This window comes from Tropicibacter naphthalenivorans (assembly GCF_900176475.1).
GTDB classification, from domain to species: domain Bacteria; phylum Pseudomonadota; class Alphaproteobacteria; order Rhodobacterales; family Rhodobacteraceae; genus Tropicibacter; species Tropicibacter naphthalenivorans.
The window spans coordinates 24,698-47,833 of sequence record NZ_FWXX01000001.1 but is presented as its reverse complement, the minus strand read 5'-3'; the positions used below and the strand labels follow the sequence as shown (position 1 = coordinate 47,833).

Sequence of the window (23,136 nt, the reverse complement as noted above, 5' to 3'; positions counted from 1 at the left end):
GTCGCGGCTTTTGGGGCGCTTGACACGGGCAGCGCGCACCGCCAAGGCTTTGTCCATGTTCGATATTCGACCCGTCGCCTATGTGATCGGCCTGCTTGTGGCGTGCCTTGGGGGCACCATGCTGTTGCCGCTGCTTGTGGACCTTGCCGAAGGGCGGGGGGAATGGCCTGTCTTTCTGGAAAGCGCGATCATCACCGCGCTGGCGGGGGGGCTTGTGGCCCTGTCCTGCTCCAACGCGGTCAAAGAGGGGCTGACCCTGCAACAGACGTTCCTGTTGACCACGGGCGTCTGGGCGGCGCTGCCGGTCTTTGGCGCGCTGCCCTTTGTGCTGGGCGCGACGGACGCCAGCTTTACCGATGCTTATTTCGAGGCAATGTCCGGCCTGACCACCACCGGGTCGACGGTGCTGTCGGGGCTGGACGATCTGCCCAAGGGGCTGCTGCTGTGGCGGGGCTTGCTGCAATGGCTGGGCGGGATCGGCATCATTGTGGTCGCCATGGTGTTCCTGCCCGAACTGCGGGTCGGCGGGATGCAGATTTTCCGCTCGGAAAGCTTTGACACCATGGGTAAGATCCTGCCCCGCGCGACGCAGATTTCGTCCAGTATCTCAACGATTTACGTGACGATTACCCTGGCCTGCGCCGGGGCGTATTTGCTGTGCGGCATGAACCCGTTTGATGCCACCGTCCACGCCATGACCACCGTGTCGACCGGGGGCTTTGCCAATTACGACGCGTCTTTCGGCACGTTTTCTGGCCCGGCGGAATACGTCGCCTCGGTCTTTATGGTGCTCGCGGCGCTGCCGTTTGTGCGCTACGTGCAGATCATGAACGGCAACACCCGCGCGTTCTTCAAGGACAGCCAGATCTGGACCTTCCTCGGGATCATCGGCTTTCTCGTCGTCGTCACCAGCATCATTCTGCTGTGGATTTTCCCGCACCACCCCGAACAAGCCGTGCGCGAGGCGCTGTTCAACATCACCTCGATCATCTCGGGCACCGGCTACGCCTCTGTCGATTACATGCAGTGGGGCGCCTTCCTGATCGCCATGTTCTTTTTCATCGGATTGATCGGTGGTTGCGCGGGGTCCACCGCCTGTTCGGTCAAAGTGTTCCGCTACCAGATCCTGTTTTCCTCGATCAAAGTGCAGTTGCGCCGCATCCGTTCCCCCCACGGCGTCTTTGTCCCGCGATTCCAGGGCCGCCCGGTCACCGATGACGTCATGGGATCGGTCATGTCTTTCTTTGTGTTCTTTATCGTCTCGCTGGGGGTGATTGCCGTCGCGCTCAGCCTGACGGGCCTTGATTTCATCACCTCGGTGTCGGGCGCGGCAACGGCGATTGCCAATGTGGGGCCGGGGCTGGGGCCGATGATTGGCCCGGCGGGCAACTTTGCCGATGTGGGCGACACGGCCAAGTGGATCCTCAGCTTTGCGATGCTGCTGGGGCGGCTGGAACTGCTGTCGGTGCTGACGCTGTTCTCGTTGCGGTTCTGGCGCGCCTAAGCGCCGGCGGCGGGCTCAACAAGACCCCACGACCATATACGCCTGATCCCAGTTGCCGCGCGCGGCGTCCTCGTGGTCGATCCAAAAGCTGATCGCGCCGCAGTCGCCATAGGTAATCCCCATGTGGTCGTCTGTGTCGAGCCGCAAGAGCTGGATGCCCTGGCCACCTTCCATATTGGCCTCAGGGATTTCCGGGCCGCCGACCATGGCGCCCATGTTGCGGCGGCGGATCAGCGCGCCGGGGGTGTCCTCGACCGCGTCGAAAGCGGCGTTCATCGCGTCCATCATAACGTCATAGTATTCATTGAAACGCGGTTCGGGAATGTTGGGGTCGCCATAGACATCGCCCATGGTCCGCCCCGCCGCCGCGCGCACGGGGGTGCGTTTGATCACGCCGGGATTGCGCTGGGTTTTGAAGCGATCTTGCAGGTCGGGCAGGCTCTCGGGCGGCTCGGAGTCGCGCTCGTCCGGCTCGGGGACATACATGACCACGCCGGTCATGCCGTCGTCGTGGATGTTGTTGAAGAAATACAGCCAGCCTTCGTTCGGCAAGTCGAGCGACAGCGCCTCTGGCGGCATTTCCGACATGTCGATGCCGGCAATAAAGGTCAGGGCTTCGTCGAGTTTGGGCCAATCCTCGCCCTCGGGCAGGCGGGGCAGGCCGCCGATATGCGAGCGGCTTGTTTGATGGCCGGGCGCTTCGGGGACAAGGAAAATCGTTGGCTCTGACCGCTTGGCAAAGACCTGTTCGGCAGAGGCTTTGGCCTTGGCGTGTTCAGCGCGCTTCTTGGCCCCGGCGGCGTCCTTGGCGGCTTGCCTGCGGGCGGCGGCGGCGCGGTGTTCAGCGAGATGATCGGCCTTTTGCACCTCTTGCGCCATGTGCTCTTCGTCCTCCAGCCATTTCGCCACGGCGCGCAAAACCGGGGCGAGGGCGGGAACACGATCGGCCAGTGCGCGCAGGCCGAGGATGATTGCAACCATGGTCCGGCGGAAAAAGATCAGGATCAGCGTGGTGACCACCACCAGCACCCAGGCCGGAATGCCCAAGGACAGCAGGATTTGCCCAAGCGCAACGGCGAAAATCCCAGCAACGAGGAAAAGAAAGATCTGCATGGCGGCCCCCCCCCCCAATGGTTAACACACGCTTAGATTGCCGTGGAATGGGGCGCGAAAACGACAAAGGCCGGGAAAATTCCCGGCCTTCGCGTACTTCGTGTGGGAAAAGATCAGCCGATCTCGGCCAGACGGGCCAACGCGTCCTTGATCTTGGCCTCGTCCGCCTCGCGCGCCGCAAGGTTGGCGCGGGCCTCTTCGACCACCTCTGCGGGGGCCGAGGCCGCGAACTTGGGGTTGTTCAGACGGCCGCGCAGACCGCCCAGTTCCTTGGCGAGCTTGCCCAGCGTCTTTTCCAGACGGGCCTTTTCCTCGGCCACGTCGATGATGTCCGCCAGCGGCATCCCCAGCGTCGCGCCGCCCACCGGGACAACCACGCAGCCCTTGGGGAATTCGCCAACCGTCTCAAGGCTTTCGATCCGCGCGAGGCGCTTGATCAGCGTCTCGTTGTTGTCCCAAGCGGTCTGTTCCGCCGCGCCCATCTGCGTCGCCAGCAGCGGCACGTACAGCCCCGCAGGCACGTGCATCTGCGCCCGGGCAGAGCGCACGCCCTCGATCACGCCGATAACCCAATCGATTTCCGCTTCGGCTTCGGCGTCCACCATGTCGGCGGCGGCATAGGTCGGCCAATTGGTGTGCACCAGCATCTTGGCGCGCGCGCCAAGCGTGCCCCACAGCTCTTCGGTGATGAAGGGCATGATCGGGTGCAGCAGGATCAGACACTGGTCGATGACCCAGGACATGGTTTCACGCGTTTCCTGCGCCACCGCCGCGTCGTCCGAGCCGAACAGCGGTTTCGAGAATTCCACGTACCAGTCGCAGACCTTGCCCCAGACAAAGGCGTACAGGGCGTTCGCCGCGTCGTTAAAGCGGTAGTCGGTCAGCGCCTGATCCACCACTTCGCGGACCTTGGCGGTCTCGCCCATGATCCACTTGTTGAGCGTGGCATTGGGGGCAGGGGTGCCGCCCAGACCCACGGCGTCGTTCATCTCGGCAAAGCGGGCGGCGTTCCACAGCTTGGTGCCAAAGTTGCGATAGCCCGCGATGCGGTCCACCGACATCTTGAGCACACCGCCAATAGAGGCCATGGCCGCGTTGTTCATGCGCAGCGCGTCGGCGCCGTAATCGTTGATGATCTCCAGCGGGTCGATGACGTTGCCGGTGGTCTTGGACATCTTCTTGCCCTTCTCGTCGCGGACCAGCTGGTGCAGGTACACGGTGTGAAAGGGGATTTCGTCCACGACGGCCAGCTGCATCATGATCATGCGCGCCACCCAGAAGAACAGGATGTCCGAGCCGGTGACCAGCACGTCGGTCGGGAAATACTTTTGCATTTCCGGCGTGTCCTCGGGCCAGCCCAGCGTGCCGATGGGCCACAGACCGGACGAGAACCACGTGTCCAGCACGTCGGGGTCGCGGAACATCGGCAGCTGCATGGGGGCGTCAAAGGTGCGGATCGCGCCTTCGTCGGCGACGTCCATGTGCTTGAGCGCCTCGGCCAGCACGGCGGCGGCCTCATTGGCGTCCTCGACGATGCGGAACTCGGTCCCGTCGACAAAGCGCGCCTTGGCGGCCTCGATGGCTTCGGCCTCGGTTGCGGCGCAGATCGGGTACCAGTCTTCCTCGCCGGGGACATACCACACCGGGATCTGGTGACCCCACCACAGCTGGCGCGAGATACACCACGGTTCGATGTTCTCCAGCCAGTGGTAATAGGTCTTTTCGCCGCTCTCGGGCATGATCTTGATCTTGCCAGAGCGCACGGCGTCCAGCGCGGGGCCGACCACCTTTTCGGCGTCCACGAACCACTGGTCGGTCAGCATCGGTTCGATCACCACCTTGGAGCGGTCGCCAAACGGCTGCATGATCGGCTTGGACTCGACCAGCGGGACAAGCTGTTCTTCCTCGGTGCGCATCTCGCCGCCTTCGGACGGCTCAACGGGGGATTTGACCGCCGCTGCGCCCAGACGCGGGTCGGTGGCCTCGGTCATCACGGCCAGACCCTCTTCGGTGATCTCGCGGATCACGGCCTCGCGCGCTTCCATACGGTCCAGACCGCGCAGGTGGTCAGGGACAAGGTTGATGGTGTCGGCCTCGACTTCGGACAGGGTGCGCTTGCCCGCCGCCACGTCCATGGCGATCTTGGCCGCCTCGGCGTAGGGCAGACCGTCGGCGCGCATCGCCCCGCGGGTGTCCATCAGGCGGTACATCGGGATGTCGTTGCGCTTGGCGACCTGGTAGTCGTTAAAGTCATGCGCGCCGGTGATCTTCACCGCGCCCGAGCCAAAGTTCGGATCGGGGTATTCGTCGGTGATGATCGGGATCAGGCGGCGATGCTCTTTGGGGCCAACCGGGATCTCACACAGCTTGCCCACGATGGGCGCGTAACGCTCGTCATTGGTAAAGACCGCCACCGCGCCGTCACCCAGCATCGTCTCGGGACGAGTCGTGGCGATGGAGATGTAATCGCGCGTCTCGCGAAAGATCACGTTCCCCTCTTCGTCCTTTTCGAGGTACTCGTAGGTCACGCCATCGGCCAGCGGGTATTTGAAGTGCCACATGTGGCCCGCCACTTCGATGTTCTCGACTTCCAGATCGGAAATCGCCGTCTCGAAATGCGGGTCCCAGTTCACAAGACGCTTGCCGCGATAGATCAGGCCCTTTTCGTACATGTCGACGAAGACCTTGATCACCGCATCGTGGAAGTTGCCATCGGCGTCGGCCTCGGGCGCACCGGGCGCGCCGGACATGGTAAAGGCGTTGCGGTCCCAGTCGCAGCTATCCCCAAGGCGCTTCATCTGTTCGATGATGGTGCCGCCGTATTGCGTCTTCCAGTCCCAGACGTGGTTCAGGAAATCGGCGCGGGTCAGGTCGGTGCGGCGGATGCCTTGCTCGGCTTTCAGCTTCTTTTCCACCTGCAATTGCGTCGCGATCCCGGCGTGGTCCTGCCCCGGCTGCCACAGCGTGTCAAAGCCGCGCATCCGGTGCCAGCGGGTGAGGATATCCATCAAGGTGTGGTTGAACGCATGGCCCACGTGCAGCGCGCCGGTGACGTTCGGCGGGGGCAACATGATGGTAAAGCTCTCATCGCGCGATTTGTTCGCCCCGGCGGCAAACGCACCCGCATCGAGCCAGGTCTGCATGAGGCGCGGTTCGGCCTCGGCGGCATTGAATGTCTTTTCCAGCGGCATCTGGCGATCCTCGTCTATTGGCTTGGGGATCGTGTACCCAAACCCCGCGCCAAGGGGAAGTGGAAGGCGGCAATTTCGCGCCTCTTGGCACAAGGGACGCGTGAAGGGTCGCATTTGGCATGACAGGCCGGCGCGATCCGGGCTAGCCTGTAGGGGTTAAGGTGTCGCCCCACGGGGCGGAGAATTGGGAAGCCGGTGAAACTCCGGCACTGCCCCCGCAACGGTAAGGAAACGCGCCGCGCATCTGGCCACCGAAGACCCCTTTGGGAAGGCGCGCGGCACAAGGGCCCTGTCAGACGGCCCGCGATCCAAGTCCGGAAACCAGCCTTGGCATAAATGTCCACCTGCGGCGGGCGGGGATGGCGTGCGGCTGTGCTGCTTGCCCCTTGTGCGTCGCGCTGTCTCTGCGGGGATGCAGAGAGAAAGGAGCGCGGCCCATGACAGCCCTCATGCCCGCCACCCAGATCGTCCACCACCTTGAGGAGGTCAGCGACCTGCGCGCCGAAGAGGCCGCCCGGCAAGGCTTTCTTGAATGGGCGCTGACGTTGCCGCTGGATGCCAGCCCGGCGATGGAAGCGCGCAAAGCTTTGGGGCAACTGGCGCCGGAGTGTCCGCACAGCCGCGCCGCCGGTGCGTTTCTCGACATGTTGCGACAGGCGGCGCGGGCCTGCGCCATGGCCCCGGTGCGGCGCGGCGGCCGATCACGGCGCGTCTTGCACTGACCGACTTGCCAAACACCAAACGGCCCCGGCGCAGCGCGTTTCGGGGCCGTTTTTCTGTGCGGACCAAGAAAAAACCCCGATGCCAAGCGGCACCGGGGTGAAAGTAGCGGGACCCCAGGGAGGAGGAGAGGGCCCCCGAATTACGTGCGGCGGTCTCAGGGAGGAGGAGAGAGACCGCCGCGATCATGTTGGTCCCAGGGAGGAGGAGAGGGACCCACATGTCTGGAGCGCGATGCGCCCCGTTGTCTGGTGCGGTGGTCTCAGGGAGGAGGAGAGAGACCACCGCGATCATGTCGGCCCCAGGGAGGAGGAGCGGGACCTACATGTCTGGAGCGCGAGGCGCCCCGTTATCTGGTGCGGCGGTCTCAGGGAGGAGGAGAGAGACCGCCGCGATCATGTCGGCCCCAGGGAGGAGGAGCGGGACCTACATGTCTGGAGCGCGAGGCGCCCCGTTATCTGGTGCGGCGGTCTCAGGGAGGAGGAGAGAGACCGCCGCGATCATGTTTGTCCCAGGGAGGAGGAGAGGGACCCACATGTCTGAGGCGAACAAAGCGCCCCGTTGTCTGGTGCAGCGATCCTCAAGGGAGGAGGAGAAGATCGCTGCGGGTCATGTAGGCCCCTCAAGGGAGGAGGAGAAGAGCCTTCATACCGTCGGGAGTGCAATCCCGAATTGTTTGGCGTGCATAGCTCAGGGAGGAGAGCTTTTGACGCCAGTCCGAACGGAGCAGGGAGGAGGAGAGCCCCGGTCCGGAAAACCTTAACCTTCGTAGGCCGCCTGGTAGGCGACGCGGCGAATTTCAGAGCGGCCCATGCCCAGATCGGCCAGCTCACGGTTGCTCAACGCGTTCAGCTCGCGAAGGGTTTCCTTGAAAACCTTGCGGCGGGCCATATTGCCGCGCAGGGTTGCGATTGCTGCGGCGACGCGTGCTGCCAAACCGCCTTGGGCGTTGATCGAAATGTCTGTTGCGTATGCCATTGTCGTGTGCCTCATGTGGCGTTGTTCGTTCTGTTGCTCTAAAGATGCGGCAAATGCTGCACTTGCACAACGTCCGGATCGGCAATGCTGCTATGCAGCAAATGCAATCTATATGTTGTGGGGCATGGTTTTTTAGTCGCAACATTATGTGAATGTTCGCGCTAAAGGTGGGTGACGTTAGGGTATTTTTTACCATTCGGTTAACACGAAAAGGCAAATGATGCAGATCTCCAAAGACGATATTCTCGCTGCATTGCAGAAATTGGCGCTGCCCACGGGCGGAAACCTGATTTCTGCGGACATGATTCGAGCGCTGACCATCGAAGGCGGCCAGGTGCGCTTTGTCATCGAAGCCCCCAGCCCCGAGATTGCCCGGCAGATGGAGCCTTTGCGCAAGGCGGCAGAGCGCATCGTGGCGGATCTGCCCGGCGTGACCGGCGTCAGTGCGGTCCTGACGGCCGAGGCCAAGGCGCCTGCTTTGAAAATCGGCGGCCATGCGAAACCGCAAGAGGGCGTGATGAAGCCCGCCGGGGTCAAGACGGTGCTGGCGATTGGCTCTGGCAAGGGCGGGGTGGGCAAGTCCACCGTGTCCTCGAACCTCGCCGTGGCTTTGGCGCGCGCTGGCAAAAAGGTCGGCCTGCTGGATGCGGACATCCACGGGCCGTCGCAGCCGCGCATGTTCGGCCTGACCGCGCGCCCTGCCAGCCCGGACGGCAAGATGATCGTGCCCTTGCAGGCGCATGGGGTGACGGTGATGTCCATCGGCTCGATGCTGGCCGAGGAAAAGGCGGTGATCTGGCGCGGGCCGATGCTGATGGGGGCGTTGCAACAGATGATGATGCAGGTGGAATGGGGCGAGTTGGACGTCTTGATCGTCGATCTGCCCCCCGGCACCGGCGATGTGCAGATGTCGCTGTGCCAGAAATCCGAGGTGGCGGGCGCGATTGTGGTGTCGACGCCGCAGGACGTGGCTTTGATCGATGCGCGCAAGGCGCTGGATGCCTTTGCGACGTTGAAGACGCCGGTGCTGGGTTTGATCGAGAATATGGCCGTGTTCACCTGTCCGCATTGCGGCAAGGACAGCCATATCTTTGGTCACGGCGGCGTGGCGGATGAGGCGGCCAAGATGGGCGTGCCTTTGCTGGCGCAACTTCCGATTGATCTGGATACCCGGCTGGGCGGCGATGGCGGCACGCCGGTGGCGCTGGGGGATAGTCCGATGGCGCAGGCTTATGCGGCGCTGGCGGATCGTCTGATCAAGGGCGGTATTGTCTAAGTCGTTTGTAAAGCGCCCAAAGCGTCAGCCCACCCACCCACCCCTGCCGCTTTGGGCGCGGGGTGGGGCGATGCGGGGGGCTATTGCGCGTTTTGCAACTGCAAGAAGAGGTCGGTCATCAGCGCCGCCGGGTCCACGTTGACCGCGCGGGCATGGCGGGCGCGGTCCCCGGCCTCTTGCGCGGCCTGCGCCCAGCGGCGGCCCGCGGCGGCATCGGGGGCGAGCCGATGCAGGATCTTGGCTTCGTCCGGCGTCGCGGCGTGCTCGGGCGGGCGGCCCAGGACCCCGGTGCGCGCTAGCCGCGCCACCAGTTGATCGGTCAGGCTGAGGGCCAGTTCCAGCCGGTCTTCCTTGCCCTTGCCGGCGCAACTGTCGGACAGTTGCAACAGGCGCGGGCGGTCCAGCTGCGGCAGCGAGCCAAGCACGCCCAGCAGGTCCTTATATAAGGACACCCCGTCGAGATTGATCAGCCGCAGCGCCGCGCCCACGGAACCAGACGCCAGTGCGGTCAGCGCCTCGGCGTCCTGTGCGGGCACCTCTGTGTGGGCCTGTTCCAACGCGGCGGCCATGGCGTCCGGCGCCAGCGGCGCAAGGCGCAACTCGCGGCAGCGCGAGCGGATCGTCGGCAGAAGGCGCGCGGGGCTGTGGCTGATGAGCAAGAGCGTGGTGCGCGCGGGCGGCTCTTCGAGCATCTTGAGGATGGCGTTGGCGCTTTGGGTGTTCAGCTCGTCGGCGCTGTCGACGATGACCACGCGGCGACCGCCGTCGGCGGCAGAGAGGCTAAAGAACCCGCCCAGCTTGCGCACTTCGCCGACGCGAATGTCGGCAGCGAGCTTGTCGCCCTTGTCGTTGGGGCCGCGCCGCAGCAGGAACAGCCCCGGCTCTGACAGGGCGCGCATTCGGTGGGCGACCGGGTGTTCCGGGTCGATATCAAGGGTCTCGGGCGGCGGCGGCGCGCCGAACAGCCCGTCTTCGGCGGGCGGCGTCGCCAGCAGAAAGCGCGCAATACGCCACGCCATCGTCGCCTTGCCCACGCCCTGCGGGCCGGTGATCAGCCAGCCGTGGTGCAGGCGGCCCGAGTTATAGGCGGTCAGGAAATCCTCTTCGGCGTGGGACTGGCCGAAAAGCTGCGCTGTCTCACGCGGATGCGGCGCACCGGGGGCGCGGTCTGGTTCGGGAAGATCGTCGCTCATAGCCGGGTCTTTACTACGCTCAGGATGTCCTGTGCGACCGTTTCGATGCTTTGATTGCCCTCAATCACGGCGAATCGTGCGGGAAACTCCCGCGATAGTGCAAGAAATCCCTCGCGCATCTGCTCTTGCAGGGGCAGGCCGAAGTCTTCGAAGCGTTCCTCGGCGGTGGCGCGGGCCTTGGCGCGGGCAAGTCCTGCGGCGGGGTCCATGTCGACGAGCAGGGTCAGGTCCGGCTCCATCCCGATCATCAGATCGTGCAGGGCGTCGACCTCGGGGCGGAGGCCATTGCGGCCTTGGTACATGCGGGTCGAATCGGCAAAGCGGTCGCAGATCACGATCTGCCCAGCGGCCAGCGCCGGGCGAATGGTGCGTTCCAGATGGTCGCGGCGCGCGGCGGTGAACAGCAGCAGTTCGGTTTCGGGCGACCAGCGGTCCGGCTCGCCCTGCAAAACCAGCGCGCGGATCTCCTCGGCCCCGGCAGAGCCGCCGGGTTCGCGGGTCAGAACCACGTCGCGGCCCATCTCGCGCAAGGTCTCGGCCAAGAGCCGCGCCTGGGTCGATTTGCCGGAACCGTCGATGCCTTCGAAGGAAATGAAAAGGCCTTGGCTCACATCTGTTCCTCGGCGGGACCGTCTTGCAGGCGCTGGATCAGCACGCCAGAGACGGTGAGCATCCGGTCCATAAACCCTGCGGCATCCACGTTTTTCTCGGCCACCAGCGGCACGCGGGTTTCCGGCAGGCCGTCGGGCTGGATGATCAGCTCGGCCAGTTTGGTGCCCTTTTTGACCGGCGCGGCGATCGGGCCGGTGTAGACGATTTCCGCCTTAAGGCCCGAGGGCGTCATGGTCGGCAGCAGCAGCGTCAGGTCTTTTTCAGACACAAGACCGACGCTGTCCTCGGCGCCCATCCAGATGTCGGCCTGCGCCACGGCGGTGTCCTTGGTCACGATGGTCTGCTCGGCAAACTGGCGGAAGGCCCAGTTGACGATGGCCTCGGATTCCTCGGCGCGCGCCTTGGAGGTGTCCAGCCCGGTGATGGCAAACACGACACGGCGCTCGCCGTTGGTGGCAGAGCCCACAAGCCCATAGCCCGCTTCGGTGGTGTGGCCGGTTTTAAGGCCATCCGCGCCGATGCCCAGCCCCAGCAAGGGGTTGCGGTTGTTGACGTTGGACGGCGCGCGGCCATCGAATTCGAACCGGCGCTGCGAGAACATTTTGTAGTGCTCGGGGAAGTCGGCGATCAGGCGATTGCCCAGCAGCACCAGATCGCGCATCGACATGACATGCCCGGCGGCGGGCCAGCCCGAGGCGTTTTTGAAGGACGAGTTGGTCATGCCCAGTTGCTGGGCGCGCTGGGTCATGAGGCGGGCAAAGCCGCGCTCTGTTCCGTCGGGGGACAGCGCTTCGGCAATAACGGCGCAGGCGTCGTTGCCGGACAGGACGATGATGCCTTGGAGCAGGTCAGAGACTTTGACCCGGTCCTGGGTGTTGAGGAACATGGTCGAGCCGCCATAGGACATGGCGTGCGAGGACACGGGCAGGCGTTCGTCGAGAGACAGGCGGCCATCGCGGATCGCCTCGAAGGCGATGTAGAGCGTCATCAGCTTGGACATGGACGCGGGCGGCAGCGCCTCGTCCGCGCGTTTGGCCAGCAGCACGGTGCCGGTGGTCTGGTCCAGTACGAAGGCGGCCTTGGCGCGGGTGTCAAAGGCCTGCGCCGGGGCGGCCAGCAAAGCGAGGGCGGCGGTGGCCCCCAACAGAAGGCGGCGGGGGGTGAAGCTCATGGGGCGTCTCCTACGGGCTCGGTCGCGTCTGATGACTGTATCTTGCGGTTGGGCGTGCGGGTTTGTCCAGCCCTTGGGGCGGGGTGCGCTTTGTCAAAAAGGTTTAGCGCAAGTTTTCGGGAAAGGCGACGGGGGGATGTGGGCTTCGGCGGCTTTCCCCCGGAAAAGTGAGGGGCGCGCCATTCCACGCGCCCCGACCGGCCCCGATGGGGCCAGCGGCCCGCCCTCCATGCCACGCGCGTTTAGGCGTAGGACGCGGCGTCCAGATGCCCTTGGGCGGCGACAAAGACGATGTCTTGGAGAGAGATGTCTTCGGGGGACAGCCCTTGGAGGATGGCGAGATAGTCTTCGCTGCCGTCGGCGCGCGTGACGATCAGCGTGGTGCCGGTGTCGCCTTGGCGCAGGCTGAGCGCGTCGTGGTCGATGTCCATCTCGTCGGCGTCCAGCACGATGGCCAAGAGGTCTTCGTCGCCGTCAAAGTCGGTGATCCGTTCGGCACCAAAGCTTTGGGCGGGGACGTCCGCGTAGAGTAGGGCAAAGATGTCGTTGCCCTCGCCGCCGGTCAGGATCGCGCTGCTGTAACTGAAAGAGTTCGGGAAGCCGCCGTCAGCATGATCGCCACCGCCGACTGACAGGACATCGTCACCTTCACCGCCCAGAACGGTATCGGCCCAATTGGTGATCCGAAGAGTGTCATTGCCCGCGCCACCGTCGACGTAATCGACGCTTTCATAATAGCTTAGGCTGCGGGCGGCGATGGAATCGTCGCCCGTACCGCCTTCGATCACGTCATTGCCGCCTAGGGAAATGATGGTGTCGTTGCCGTCGCCGCCCAGCAGGGTGTCGTCTTCGAGGAAGCTATCGCCATAGCGGTCGCCGTCCCTAAGGAGGTCGTCGCCATAGCCGCCCTCCAGCAAGTCATTCCCGGCGCCGCCATCGAGCGTGTCATTGTAGGTGACGTAAGAAGAGTAGGGCGCGTAGGAAAAGATGGGCGCGTTGCCATCCCCGGTGATCGTGTCGTTGCCCGCGCCGCCGTTCAACACGTCGCTGCCGCTGTCGCCGCCGATCAGGTCGTCGCCCTCGTCGCCGTCCACCGAGTCGTCGCCGCCTTCGCCCAGCAGCTGGTCGTCGCCCGCGCCGCCGGACAGCGTGTCATTGCCGTTGCCGCCGAGGATGGTGTCAGCGCCTGCGTCGCCAAAGGCTTGGTCATTGTCCGCGCCCGTGTTGATGCTGTCATCGCCCGCGCCGCCATCGGCGGTGTCATCGCCATAGCCGCCAAGGATGACGTCATCGCCATCGTTCCCTTCGAGGCTGTCATTGTCGAAACCGCCGTCGATATAGTCGTGTCCCGCGCCGCCGATCAGCCAGTCGGCGCTGTGCCCTGCGTCCTGCATCGAAAAGCCGGGTATGTAAAAGCCGGGGGCGGAAGAGATGTCGCCGTAAAGGGAATCGTCGCCCTCTTCGCCCCAGAGGGTGTCGTCGCCGTGTTCCTCAATCAGTCCAAAGTCATCGCCCGCCAGCACGTCGCTGCCCGCGCCGCCGAACATGACGTCATCCTGCGCGCCACCGGTAAAGATATCGTCACCACCATGGGCAAAAATCGTGTCTTCACCGTCGCCGCCCGCGCCGCGATCCCAGCCATCCCCGGCCTGAATGTCGTCATTGCCGGTTCCGCCGTCGAGCAGGTCATTGCCTGCGCCGCCGTTCAGCGTGTCATCGCCCGACTGGCCAAAGATCGTGTCCAAGCCGTTGCCGCCGATCAGCAGGTCGTCCCCGCCGCCCGTTTCGCTGAAATCGCCTGCGATAAAGTCGTCGCCGTCCGCGCCGTCGATCGTGTCGTCATAGTCAGAGCCGATCATCTCGTCGTCGCCGTCGGTGCCGGTCACCGTCAGACCCAAGGCGCCCGCGCCAGCCATCAAAAAGAGCAGATAAAGCATGTCGTCCCCACAAAAATGCCACTCGTGATCAAACCTATTGGCGCAGAGAAGAGCCCCCTTGGCCGCCAGAATCTGACTTCTATACAAAAGGATAGGAAGATTGTGGCGATTTTGACAAATTGTTTTTGTCTGCGTTTGGGCTTTGGAAACAATTCCAGAATAACTTTGCGATTGATCGCTGGAAATAACAAAACACCCGGCGCAGGTGGCGCCGGGTGTCTGGAAATGGATTTGGAGAAGGGGCTTAGTTCGTTACAGCGTAGGCGTCGGTAAAGCCGGTGCCTTTGATCTTTTTCAAGAGTGCGCTGACTTCGTCCTTGGTCTGCGCGGGTCCGACGACCACGCGGTAAAAGGTCTTGCCCTGGGACGTATGCGTTTTCACCGTCGGCACCATCCCGGCCTGCCGCATGGCGGTGGCGGTGTTCTTGGCGTTCTGTTCGACGCTGAAGATGCCGATCTGGATGAAGGGTTTGGCCAGCTTGGATGCAGTCTGCTTGGGCGCAGGTTTCGGCGCGGGGGCTGGGCTGAGCGCGGCGGTTTGCACGGGCTTGGTGGCCGGTTTTGCGGTGGGTTTCGCTGCGGGGGCAGGGGCTGCGTCCAGCGCTTTGGCGGCGCTGTCCAGCACCGGGTCCAGCGCGCCTTCGGTCACTTCGGCAGCAGCCGGAACGGCGGCGAGCGGCTTGGCGGCGGCGGCAAGCGGGGCCGGGTCGGGCTGCACGGCGACTTCTTCGCGGCGCAAGGCGACGACATTTAGGTTGCTCGGCGCACCGGCAAGGATGCCAAGCGCGGCCGCCGCGTCGGAGGACACTTGCAAGCGCGGCCCCGGTGTTTCGCGCTGGCGGCGGAAGAGGGCACCGATCACGTATTTGCCGTTGGCTTCATTGCGGATGATGGCGCGCTCGGGTTCGGTCACGTCCGGATGGGCGACCCAAACGCCGCCCAGCGACGGACGCCCGTCCCACAGGCCCGCTTCGGTCGCCTGAAAGATTTCGGGCGCTTCGACGTCACGCTCGGTGGTCGTGGCACCAGCGCTCGCGGCGCGAGAGACGACCTCGCCTTCGGCCTTGGGTTGCAAAAAGCCCGGCATCTGCCCATCGGCACAGGCCGAAAGGGTCATGATTGCCGTACACATCAGGAAGATACGCGTCTTCCGGCTGCGATTGGGGGATTCACCGCTCATCTCGTGCCTCTTGCCTTGTCCTGCGCATTTTTCGCGCCGCGCCGGATGTTTCCGGTCACAATTTCTGCCTCAGACGAGCTCTGTCGGCCCGCTTTCACGATAGATTAACCGTTTGAAGGTCGTATGAAAAGCCTGCAATCTGCGGATGCGCGGATTTTCCGTCAGAAGTGGTTTCAGAATCGAACCCAAGCGATTATGTCGGGCGGACCGGAGGCTTGGCAGAGTGGTCGAATGCACTGGTCTTGAAAACCAGCGGGCGTGAAAGCGTCCCCAGGGTTCGAATCCCTGAGCCTCCGCCATTTTGTATTTTAAATCAATGACTTGGCGCCTGATTGGGTCTCGGGCCCCACGCATAGCCCCACACCCGCACCGCCATTGGGCGTCCATCAATGTCGTGCCCTACACGCAACATTCAGCGGCAATCTTTCTGTCCGTTTTCATCCGCCGGAAGCATGATCCAGACTGAGCCTGTGCCTTTCGGTTGGCCGGTCGGGAGGGGGCGACGTGATGGCCGACCACCTGCCTTTGCTGGTCGGCCTACGCCGTTGCTTTCAGGACTGCGAGAATTGACCGTAGAGCGGCAATGTCGAGCCCGCTGTCGTCACCCATGCATTCTTCCAAGATGCTCTCCAGCAGCGTCTGTGCCTGCGTGGTGATCCTGTGCAGGGTACGCGCCAAGGTTTGGCAAATCAGGGCTTCAAGGCCCAACGCTTCCTCGGATAGCGCCTCATGCCTGTCAGAAATCGGATCGTGCCGGGAGAGGTTGTGCATCGCGGCTGCCGTATCCAATACTTCGGATGCGTCGATAGGTAGCCGTTTAACACTGAGGATTGCGCTGGTCTCGCCTAGTGCCGCCCTGCATTGTTGGAGATCAGCACAGACGGAGTGCAGAACGGCTGAGCCTTTCCCGAGCTGGCTCTCCGATGTGGCGTGGACTACAGCGGCGAAGGCTGCGACAGCGCGGAAAATTTTGAACCGTCATGCTTGAATAAACTACTCGGTCGGAGCACCACCTATTTCACCTTTCGAACTCTAACATGGCTCCGCGAGGATCCGTGCCGGATTGGAGGACAAGCAGCTGCGCGAAGTCATTGGGCACAACCTTATCAGGAGGCAGTAAGGGATCTGGCTGTCCGACCGACCATACGAAGCAAGCGACCACCACTGCTTAACCTCAACCGCCAGGCCACCGGGGCGTGGCTGGTGTCTTGCGACACAGCGCAGGCCGACCGGGCGCAATGCAGAGGCAGGACCAGGGACCCCGAGGGGGGCACCCCATCGGAGGGGCGGGGTTGGCCTTTTATTTGAGCGCGACCCTCCCCCCCATCAAACCCAACATGTAGGGAACCCAGATTTCGCCATTGGCGGGAGAGAGGGGCGCCTCCACATCCCCGGGCGACACAAAAATTCCAGCGGTATCAGAGAGTTTGCAAAGTTTGCAAACCCCGAAGTGAAGACCGGGAAACCCACGGAGAGAAAAATGAACGACATGACAATCATTCAGGATGGCAGCGGTCAGGCGCTCACCATGTCGTCGCGCGAAATCGCGGACCTCTGCGAGAAGCAGCACACCCATGTGATCCGCGACATTGAGAAGATGATGCAAGAAATAGGCCAGCCCAAATTTGGGCCGGCTGATTTTCTCAATGAATACAAGGACGCGCAAGGAAAGACGCGGAAGGAATACCGCCTCCCCCGCGATCTGACCGTCACGCTGATGACCGGCTACCGTGCCGATCTGCGCTACAAGGTGGTGACGCGCCTGGAGGATCTGGACGCGTAGAGCAAAGCACATGGCTGGCCAGGACCCGCTATCTTTGCCAACATAAACTCGGAGGTGCGCGATGACCCAAGGATCTGATCTGCTGGCTGGCGGGCTGCGCGATTACACGCTGCGTCGCATCGCCGTCATGCGCCAAAGGCTGCGAGAGGTGCCAAAGGACGAGAGGGTGGCGATCACCGCCTCTATTGTCCGCGCGGAGGGGGTCTTGGCCCTCTGCCGCAAGTTGACCATCGACGCGCTCTATGGCGAATATCTCGCTCGTGAGCGTAAGGACGGAAAGGGCATTCGGTGCCATCTCACCCAAGGCATCGGCCTGCAATACAGCATCATCCGCTGGGATACAGGGCGACCGATCCTCCACATCGGGGAGTGGAACACACCGAAAGGCCGCGCGCTGCGTCAGGAGTTGCTCAGACAGCCCGTCAAGTCTGCGCCAATACAAGACCGCCTTGGGCCGCATCCTGAAATGCCATGGCGGTTTGACGATCCAGATCAGTTGCGCTCGATCCTGCCGATTTTGCTATGACGTTCCACCGGTCGGGAAGAGGCAAAGTGGCGAGCTTCTTCACCGGCTGGTCGGCCGATCTTTCCATTCTGCGGGACCTCCTTCACCTCCATAGGCCGAAGACGTAGAACAGAGCCGAATAGGGGGCGTGAGAGCCAACGGGACGATGCGACAACCCTGCGAAGCCCACTCTTCAACGCCCTGCGCGCGGTTCACTGCACTACCACGCAGAACGAGGCTCGAAACACACCCATCAATTGCTGTGATTGTTTGTCGGGTTTAGCGGCCATTCGTGATATATCTAGCGCAGCATTCCCAGTCACCGGAGACCGCACGATGGCGCAACCCCGCAAGAGAAAACCCGGCCCCAAGCGCCGCACCGGACGCCCCGCCACAGCCGCCACCCGGGCCAAGAATACCGCCTACCAAAAAGCCCAGCGAGAAGCCCTGCAGGAAGTGGGCTACGTTGTGATGCAGATAGTGGTGCCGCAAGAGGAAAGCGCCCATCTGCGCCGGAAATCGCAGGTCCATCGGATCGAAGGTTTGATCGCGGCGGCAATGGCAAACGAAGATCTTAGCGAAGCACGTCGTCAGGAGTATCGCCTAGCAGCGCTTCGGATCGAACATGAGGCCGAAATCCGAGCAGAAAACTCGTTGAAAAACCGTCTTGAGCGCGAAGAGCAAGCCCAGATTGAAGCTTGGCGCAAGGAGCGCGCGGCAGCTGTTGAGGACACGTTGCAGACCGCAAAGCCAAGTTGGATGGTTTGATCTGCAATTTGCAAAACGTCGAAAGTTATTCTCAGTGCTGGACGAGCCCCCGTTTAAACGATTTTGCTACCTGGCAAACATGGGGCATCAGGCTTTATTGCCAATTCGCTTATTCGGGACCCTGGAACCTAACGGACAGGACGTCGAGCTCTCGGCCATGTGCCGGTGTCCATTGCCTGCGTCGGGCTTTTTCGTCTTCGAACCACGATTTGAAACTATGGAGGCTATCTCCAAAGAAGGTCCGAGCGACCGGCTCAGAGCACAGCGAAGCCTGCACGCATAGCGACAGGCGGCTGAAGAAGTAGACGACCTTGTCATAGGCGCCCGGATGATCCCGCATGGCTCTGCGGGCGATGTTGTCTCGTAAGGTCAAAGCGTTGTCCGGATCGTTTCGATCTTCGGCGGGTGTGTCGCTTAGGTGTTTTTCCAACGCACGACTCAGGTCCAGATAGGCCTGCTGTGCGCCGCGCGTCTCCCATATCTCGATCATCGCCATAGTTTCGGTGGCGCGCTGCATTTCCTTGCGATCGGCGTATTCATAGGCCCCAAAGAGACCACCCACGATCAGAGCAACGACGCCTGCCAACGAGGCCAGACCCGTCATGGCGTTCCAGAAATGCGGCGGCTGGCCCAAAAAGCGCGGCCCGCTCAATTTGCACACAATTCATAAAGGTCAAATGTTGCCGACGGGTCGAGTTCTGCCGCGCGCGCTGTCAGCAAGTTGCGAAGGCACTCGGCACCGCTGCGATCCAAAAGGTAAACAGATTTGCCCTCCTCGGGCGCGAGGGCAGGGCGCTCTGGCAAGTCGGGCATCGTCAGAATACCGCCGCGTGTGGCGATCCCCTGACCGTTTCGGTCTCCCAAGGCGCAGCCGTTCATATTGACGGGAAAGCGGCCCTCCGGGGTGGCCTCAATGGCCTTGAGCACCGTGTCGAAGTTGTCGGTAAAGCAGCTGGCCTGATCGGCGTTGAGCGTGATGATCTCGTCGCAGACCATGCACAGGCTTTGGCCTGCCACTGGCCACAGACAGCAAAGCGCGGCCAGAACCCGCCCTTTAGAACAGCGAAAAATCACCCACGATCCTCCCTTTTGTCATCCAAGGCACCTGTTTTCCTTCGCTTTGGCCTTCGACGATCTGGCGCAGCCCGTCGATCAGTTCAGAGGCCTCGATCCGCCCGTTTTCGTTGCGATCATGCCGCGATCTTTCAAGCGAAACAACACGTTCCAGCGCCACGGTGAACAGTCCCCCCGCCAAAGCGTCGGCTTCGATCGAGAACTGCCTGCCCTTGGAGGCGGCGACTAGTGTGATGTTGGCGGGGATCTGCGATAGGCCCGCGGTGGCACCATCGTTAGTGGCAAAGACCCCGGTGCCCGCGTCCCCCGAATGGCAGGCGTCGATCAGGATCGTGACGCGCGCCTTGGTGGTGGCCAGCCGCGCTGCGATCTCATCAAAGCTAAGCGCGGTGCCGGGCAGGTCCGTCAGATCGGTCTGGTGCATGGCCAGGTAATAGCGCCCATCCGCGCCTTGCAGCCCGTGGCCGGCAAAGAACAAGACGGCGTGGCCGTCCTCGGCCAAGCCGTCCAGCAAGGCGTCGATGGCGGTCAGCACATCATCCGGTGCGGCGCGCCGTCCGCCGACAAAGCGAGGGGCCTCAAAAGCAGGCACGTCCTGCGGCAGGCCAGCCAGGCTGCGCATCAGGCGGTCGGCATCGGCCTTGGCATAGTTCAGGTCTTGCAGATTTGGGTCGGCGTACAGGTCGACTGCGACGGCCAAGGCCCGACGCGTGCCCCCCTCTGGGGCTGGGCCAAGATCGCGGGTCAGCGGCGCACTGGCAAGCCCTTCGTCCGAGACGGCCACCATCGCCGCATGGCGCGCGCCCCCCAGTCGGGGCGCTTTGAAATCAAAGGCTTGCTGGTCCGGGGCGAGAGGGAAACTGTCGGTCAGTACGCCGTCCTGATAGAGCCGCAGCTGTGCCGCGTGGCGGCCCGGCGACAGCGCGGCGCTGAGACGGATGTTGCCGCTGTCCAGCTGGATGTCCCCTTGTAAGTCAGGTGGCACCGCGACCTCGGCCGCGCGGATGTCTTCGCCGTTCAGCACCCGGGCCGCCAGCCCGTCTACGTGCAAAGCGGCGCTGAACTGCTCGAGGCTGAATTGCCCGTCCAGACCGGGAAACCGCAGGTCGATCAGGCTGGCGGCTTCGGCGGTGGCGTCAAAGCGAAAATCCTCGGTCCAGACCGCGATTTCGTCGTCGACAATGCGCCCGGCCAGCTTTTGTGCGCCGCTGGCGATGTTCCAGGCGGCAAAGCTGCCGTCGCGGTTCAGTTGCAGCACGTGGCGCTGGTCGGCGGTCAGATAGGCGTCGCTCAGCAGATCGCCCGAAGGCAGGTTGCGCAGCAGCCGCGTGACCTTGCCTTGGTCCAGATCGACCACCGCGATACCGCCCGCGCCGGGGGTGAACAGCACCAGTTGCCGCCCGAAGAGACGCGCTTTGAACGGGTCGTCCTGAAACTGCGGCTCAAAGTTGCTGATCATGTAGCCGTATTCCAGAACAGCCGCGTCGCGCATTCGGTCGGGTTGTTGGCCTTGCGCCAGATCCAGCAAAAAGATTCCCGAATAGCCACGCAGTGCGCCGCCCGTCGCGCCAGCGACGCAACTGACGCGCCCGACCACCAGATCGGCGTCAGGCGTGCGCAGGTGGTCAAGTTGGTCGATCTCTTTGGGGAGCGCCAATCGCCCGTCGCGCCGGAACTCTGTCTGCTTGTAATATTCGGCTTCGCTTGGGCTCAGATCCCCTGCAGCAACGTCTAGGAAATCAAAGCAGTCCGAGGCGTTGTAGTTGCCTAGCGGCGTCGCCAGGAGGTCGAATTGCCACCCGGCCTTTTCCCCGATCAGGGCGAGCTCTGCGCTTAAGGCCTGCGCGGTGGCGTCATCCCGTTTAGCTGTTGCGTCGCTGCCGGTGTTTTCGCGGTGAAACGCTTCTAGAAGGGGCCGCGCCTCGGCATAGGGGGCAAGCTGTAGCCCGATCCGTTCAAATACGCCAAGCGCGCCGCTTTGCCCGCCGCCTGCCCCGCGTAGGATCGAGGCGGTTTCGATGGCGGCGATCCGGTCTTGGCGGGGGATAGGGGTTCCGATGTCGGTGATTTTTGGCCCTAAGGGCTGGGTTCCACCTGGCAGGCTGTACCCTTTGGCCAAGGTCACAGGCGCTACCAGTCCAATGCTGCGCAGCGCGATCAGTTGCATGGGCGCCGACCACGCGCCGCTGGCCGCATAGCCGCTACCCGCGGCCTCAAAGGCAAAGGCGGTGCCTTGGATCGGGACGATGGCATGGCCTAGGTTCCCGCGCACCGTCAGCAAGCCATTGGCGGGATCAACGGTCAGATGGGTGGCTTCGGGCGTGGCGTTGCAACAGCTTGGCCCGGTCAACTGCCGATCCAGCCCCATGCGAGCGTTGAAGGGAAACAGCAGGTCGACGTTGGCCCAAGGCGCGCTGGACCCGAACACCACGCTGTCGGCCATGCCCCAGTGGATCTGGCTATCGGCGCTGCGCAAACGGCCCACGGTTGCCCCGTCGATCACGTCGAGAACCTCTGTCACGCCATTGTGGCGGATTGTCAGAAAGCGGCCCGTGGGCGACAGACGCGCATCGGCTCCGGCGCGCTCGATCACCTCGGTGGCATCGGACAGGGCGGTGATGCGCACGCGCGTCTGACCGGCCTCCATGCGGCGATCAAAGGCGGGGCTGTCCATCCGGTGCGTCAGGTCCGCGCGGCTTTGCGGCGTGCCGACCACCAGCGTGGCGGAGGCTTGATCGACGGGGATCGTCACGCTTTTCTGGGATAGAACCACCTCTTGCTGGCATTGCCTGAGATAGGCCACCAGCGACAACTGCACGGCCATGTCCCCGGCGCGCAATGGCCTGATCCGGATGTCGCCTTGGGTAGCCGCCCCGCGCGACCACAGCGAGACAAAGGCGCGCAGCTGGTTTCGAGCGTGCGCCAGCCCAAAGGGGCCGGTTGCACCAGGTCCCAGCACCATCGCGCCGGGGCCTTCGATGCGGGTCAGACTGGGCGTGCTGGCGACAACCCAGACTGGAATACGCTCGGTCAGGGTGTTGCCTGACCAGCTTAGGCGCGCGGTTTCTCCCACGGTCAGGCGGCGCGTATCAATGTCTAGCGTCAGGGTTTGCGCCAGCTGTTCCAGATCGGCGCGTTCATCTTCGCAGCTGCGCGCCAGCGGCACCGAGGCCTTGCGCAGCCGGTCCACCTGCGCCAGAACGGTGTCACCTTGGCGCCACGCGACGGCTTCGTCCTGCGCGGGCAGGGGGCCTCGGGTCGGCGGCGGCAGATGCACCTCGTTCTTGCGATTCAAAATGCCCGAGGTCGCGCCGGTATAGCGGGCCATGCGCCCACCGCCGGTTTTTAGGAAACATACGTCGCCGTCCTTGCCGTTCCATGTGTAGGCACCGCACCCCTCCGTGGCGATGCACAGCCGCCCGCAGGCCTCCTCGGTGATGCCTTTCAGCAGCGGATCGTCCAGACCCGTGCGGAGATCCCCACCCCAGATGTCGGCGTTCCGGGTGCGGGTGAACTGTGATCGAACGAGGTCGATGTCGGGCACGGTGACTGTCGCCTCATCGGCGCGGCGGTTGTGGGCGGCCCATGTGTTTGCGGATTTCGCGGCGTGCGGCGCGGCGGCCAAGGGCTGCGTGCAGGTCTTGAGCAGCGCATTCAGCGCAGCCGAAGACCCGGACAGCGTGACGTCGACGCTGCGGCCTGGCAGGGCGGTGCGCAGCCTCTTGCCCTTGCGGATCGCAGCGAGGATGCTGGCGTTCCCCCTTGGGTCCAGCAGCACAGAGGCAAAGCCCTGCTGTCCGCCAAATGTGCCGCTGCCATAGGCCCGCCCGTCAACGATGATCTGACCCTTGCCGGGACGTACGCCGCCGCCGTTGACGGTGTAATTGAGCTTGCCATCCGGGGCGCAGCGCAGCGTGACGCAGCCCGCCCGCGGGCCCGTGGAACAGGCCTTTGCCTCGCCTTCGGCAACGCTCCACCGGGCGGATTGCGCCGCCGTCTGTGTGGAAAAGACGGCGGCAATCAATCCTGCCGCCACGCTTGAAAATCTAAAAAACCGCATGACCGAAATCCAATCTTTGATTTCAGTATGAGCGATTCCCCATTTCGATCAAGCGCCGGTGTTTATGGCCT

Annotated in this window: 18 protein-coding genes, 1 tRNA gene and 1 riboswitch; of the genes, 7 read left to right on the top strand and 12 right to left on the bottom strand. The window is 63.4% G+C overall.

Annotated elements, in window-relative coordinates; genetic code table 11:
* The first annotated feature begins 55 nt into the window (after nucleotides 1–55).
* The gene (locus B9A11_RS00160; protein ID WP_058246357.1) at nucleotides 56–1,504 is read left to right on the top strand and encodes a TrkH family potassium uptake protein; all 1,449 of its coding nucleotides are present in this window, start codon (nucleotides 56–58) and stop codon (nucleotides 1,502–1,504) included.
* A gap of 15 nt (nucleotides 1,505–1,519) precedes the next feature.
* On the opposite strand, the gene B9A11_RS00155 is transcribed toward B9A11_RS00160, so the two are convergent.
* Nucleotides 1,520–2,617: a DUF1963 domain-containing protein gene (locus B9A11_RS00155; protein ID WP_058246358.1), complete on the bottom strand. Its 1,098-nt coding sequence runs from the start codon at nucleotides 2,615–2,617 to the stop codon at nucleotides 1,520–1,522.
* Between the two features lie 113 nt (nucleotides 2,618–2,730).
* Nucleotides 2,731–5,808 (bottom strand): valine--tRNA ligase, encoded by a 3,078-nt coding sequence (locus tag B9A11_RS00150; protein WP_058246359.1) that lies wholly within the window; start codon nucleotides 5,806–5,808, stop codon nucleotides 2,731–2,733.
* Nucleotides 5,809–5,950: 142 nt separating this feature from the next.
* Nucleotides 5,951–6,152, top strand: a riboswitch (cobalamin riboswitch).
* A 93-nt stretch (nucleotides 6,153–6,245) separates the two neighbouring features.
* On the opposite strand from B9A11_RS00150, the gene B9A11_RS00145 reads away from it, so the two are divergent.
* Nucleotides 6,246–6,530 carry a hypothetical protein gene (locus B9A11_RS00145; protein WP_058246360.1) on the top strand — a complete coding sequence of 95 codons (285 nt, stop codon included), beginning with the start codon at nucleotides 6,246–6,248 and terminating at the stop codon, nucleotides 6,528–6,530.
* Between the two features lie 757 nt (nucleotides 6,531–7,287).
* On the opposite strand, the gene B9A11_RS00135 is transcribed toward B9A11_RS00145, so the two are convergent.
* Nucleotides 7,288–7,506 carry a DUF1127 domain-containing protein gene (locus B9A11_RS00135; protein WP_058246362.1) on the bottom strand — a complete coding sequence of 73 codons (219 nt, stop codon included), beginning with the start codon at nucleotides 7,504–7,506 and terminating at the stop codon, nucleotides 7,288–7,290.
* 220 nt (nucleotides 7,507–7,726) lie between these two features.
* Here B9A11_RS00135 and B9A11_RS00130 point away from each other — a divergent pair, with 220 nt between their 5' ends.
* Nucleotides 7,727–8,782 carry an Mrp/NBP35 family ATP-binding protein gene (locus tag B9A11_RS00130; RefSeq protein ID WP_058246437.1) on the top strand — a complete coding sequence of 352 codons (1,056 nt, stop codon included), beginning with the start codon at nucleotides 7,727–7,729 and terminating at the stop codon, nucleotides 8,780–8,782.
* An 80-nt stretch (nucleotides 8,783–8,862) separates the two neighbouring features.
* Here the strand turns inward: B9A11_RS00130 and B9A11_RS00125 are convergent, their stop codons facing one another.
* The 5 genes from B9A11_RS00125 to B9A11_RS00105 all read right to left on the bottom strand — a co-directional run bounded on the left by B9A11_RS00125 (nucleotide 8,863) and on the right by B9A11_RS00105 (nucleotide 14,875).
* The gene (locus B9A11_RS00125) at nucleotides 8,863–9,975 is read right to left on the bottom strand and encodes a DNA polymerase III subunit delta' (RefSeq protein ID WP_058246363.1); all 1,113 of its coding nucleotides are present in this window, start codon (nucleotides 9,973–9,975) and stop codon (nucleotides 8,863–8,865) included.
* Complete coding sequence (gene tmk, locus B9A11_RS00120) at nucleotides 9,972–10,586, bottom strand: dTMP kinase (protein ID WP_058246364.1); 615 nt, start codon at nucleotides 10,584–10,586, stop codon at nucleotides 9,972–9,974. Before tmk ends, B9A11_RS00125 begins: the two co-directional genes overlap by 4 nt.
* Nucleotides 10,583–11,758 carry a D-alanyl-D-alanine carboxypeptidase family protein gene (locus tag B9A11_RS00115; protein ID WP_058246365.1) on the bottom strand — a complete coding sequence of 392 codons (1,176 nt, stop codon included), beginning with the start codon at nucleotides 11,756–11,758 and terminating at the stop codon, nucleotides 10,583–10,585. The genes tmk and B9A11_RS00115 overlap by 4 nt, the downstream gene beginning before the upstream one ends.
* A gap of 242 nt (nucleotides 11,759–12,000) precedes the next feature.
* On the bottom strand, nucleotides 12,001–13,695 hold the full coding sequence (locus B9A11_RS00110) for a calcium-binding protein (RefSeq protein WP_058246366.1): 1,695 nt from the start codon (nucleotides 13,693–13,695) through the stop codon (nucleotides 12,001–12,003).
* Nucleotides 13,696–13,939: 244 nt separating this feature from the next.
* Complete coding sequence (locus B9A11_RS00105) at nucleotides 13,940–14,875, bottom strand: SPOR domain-containing protein (protein WP_234988696.1); 936 nt, start codon at nucleotides 14,873–14,875, stop codon at nucleotides 13,940–13,942.
* A 209-nt stretch (nucleotides 14,876–15,084) separates the two neighbouring features.
* Between B9A11_RS00105 and B9A11_RS00100 the strand changes: the two genes are divergently transcribed.
* Nucleotides 15,085–15,174, top strand: a tRNA-Ser gene (locus B9A11_RS00100).
* A 238-nt stretch (nucleotides 15,175–15,412) separates the two neighbouring features.
* Here the strand turns inward: B9A11_RS00100 and B9A11_RS00095 are convergent.
* Entirely contained in the window at nucleotides 15,413–15,646 is a 234-nt protein-coding gene (locus tag B9A11_RS00095) for a hypothetical protein (protein ID WP_058246367.1), read from the bottom strand.
* Between the two features lie 709 nt (nucleotides 15,647–16,355).
* On the opposite strand from B9A11_RS00095, the gene B9A11_RS00090 reads away from it, so the two are divergent.
* From B9A11_RS00090 to B9A11_RS00080, 3 genes are all read left to right on the top strand, one after another.
* Complete coding sequence (locus B9A11_RS00090; protein WP_058246368.1) at nucleotides 16,356–16,658, top strand: Rha family transcriptional regulator; 303 nt, start codon at nucleotides 16,356–16,358, stop codon at nucleotides 16,656–16,658.
* A gap of 61 nt (nucleotides 16,659–16,719) precedes the next feature.
* Nucleotides 16,720–17,184, top strand: a complete 465-nt coding sequence (locus B9A11_RS00085; protein WP_058246369.1) for a hypothetical protein — start codon at nucleotides 16,720–16,722, stop codon at nucleotides 17,182–17,184.
* Nucleotides 17,185–17,499: 315 nt separating this feature from the next.
* Entirely contained in the window at nucleotides 17,500–17,931 is a 432-nt protein-coding gene (locus B9A11_RS00080; RefSeq protein WP_058246370.1) for a hypothetical protein, read from the top strand.
* 109 nt (nucleotides 17,932–18,040) lie between these two features.
* Here B9A11_RS00080 and B9A11_RS00075 read toward each other — a convergent pair whose 3' ends face one another.
* Genes B9A11_RS00075 through B9A11_RS00065 form a run of 3 tightly spaced genes read right to left on the bottom strand, consistent with a single transcriptional unit; the run spans nucleotide 18,041 to nucleotide 23,065 of the window.
* Nucleotides 18,041–18,565 (bottom strand): hypothetical protein, encoded by a 525-nt coding sequence (locus tag B9A11_RS00075; protein WP_143595769.1) that lies wholly within the window; start codon nucleotides 18,563–18,565, stop codon nucleotides 18,041–18,043.
* A gap of 14 nt (nucleotides 18,566–18,579) precedes the next feature.
* Entirely contained in the window at nucleotides 18,580–18,927 is a 348-nt protein-coding gene (locus tag B9A11_RS00070; RefSeq protein WP_058246372.1) for a hypothetical protein, read from the bottom strand.
* A gap of 58 nt (nucleotides 18,928–18,985) precedes the next feature.
* Complete coding sequence (locus B9A11_RS00065) at nucleotides 18,986–23,065, bottom strand: caspase family protein (RefSeq protein ID WP_058246373.1); 4,080 nt, start codon at nucleotides 23,063–23,065, stop codon at nucleotides 18,986–18,988.
* Between the last annotated feature and the right edge of the window lie 71 nt (nucleotides 23,066–23,136).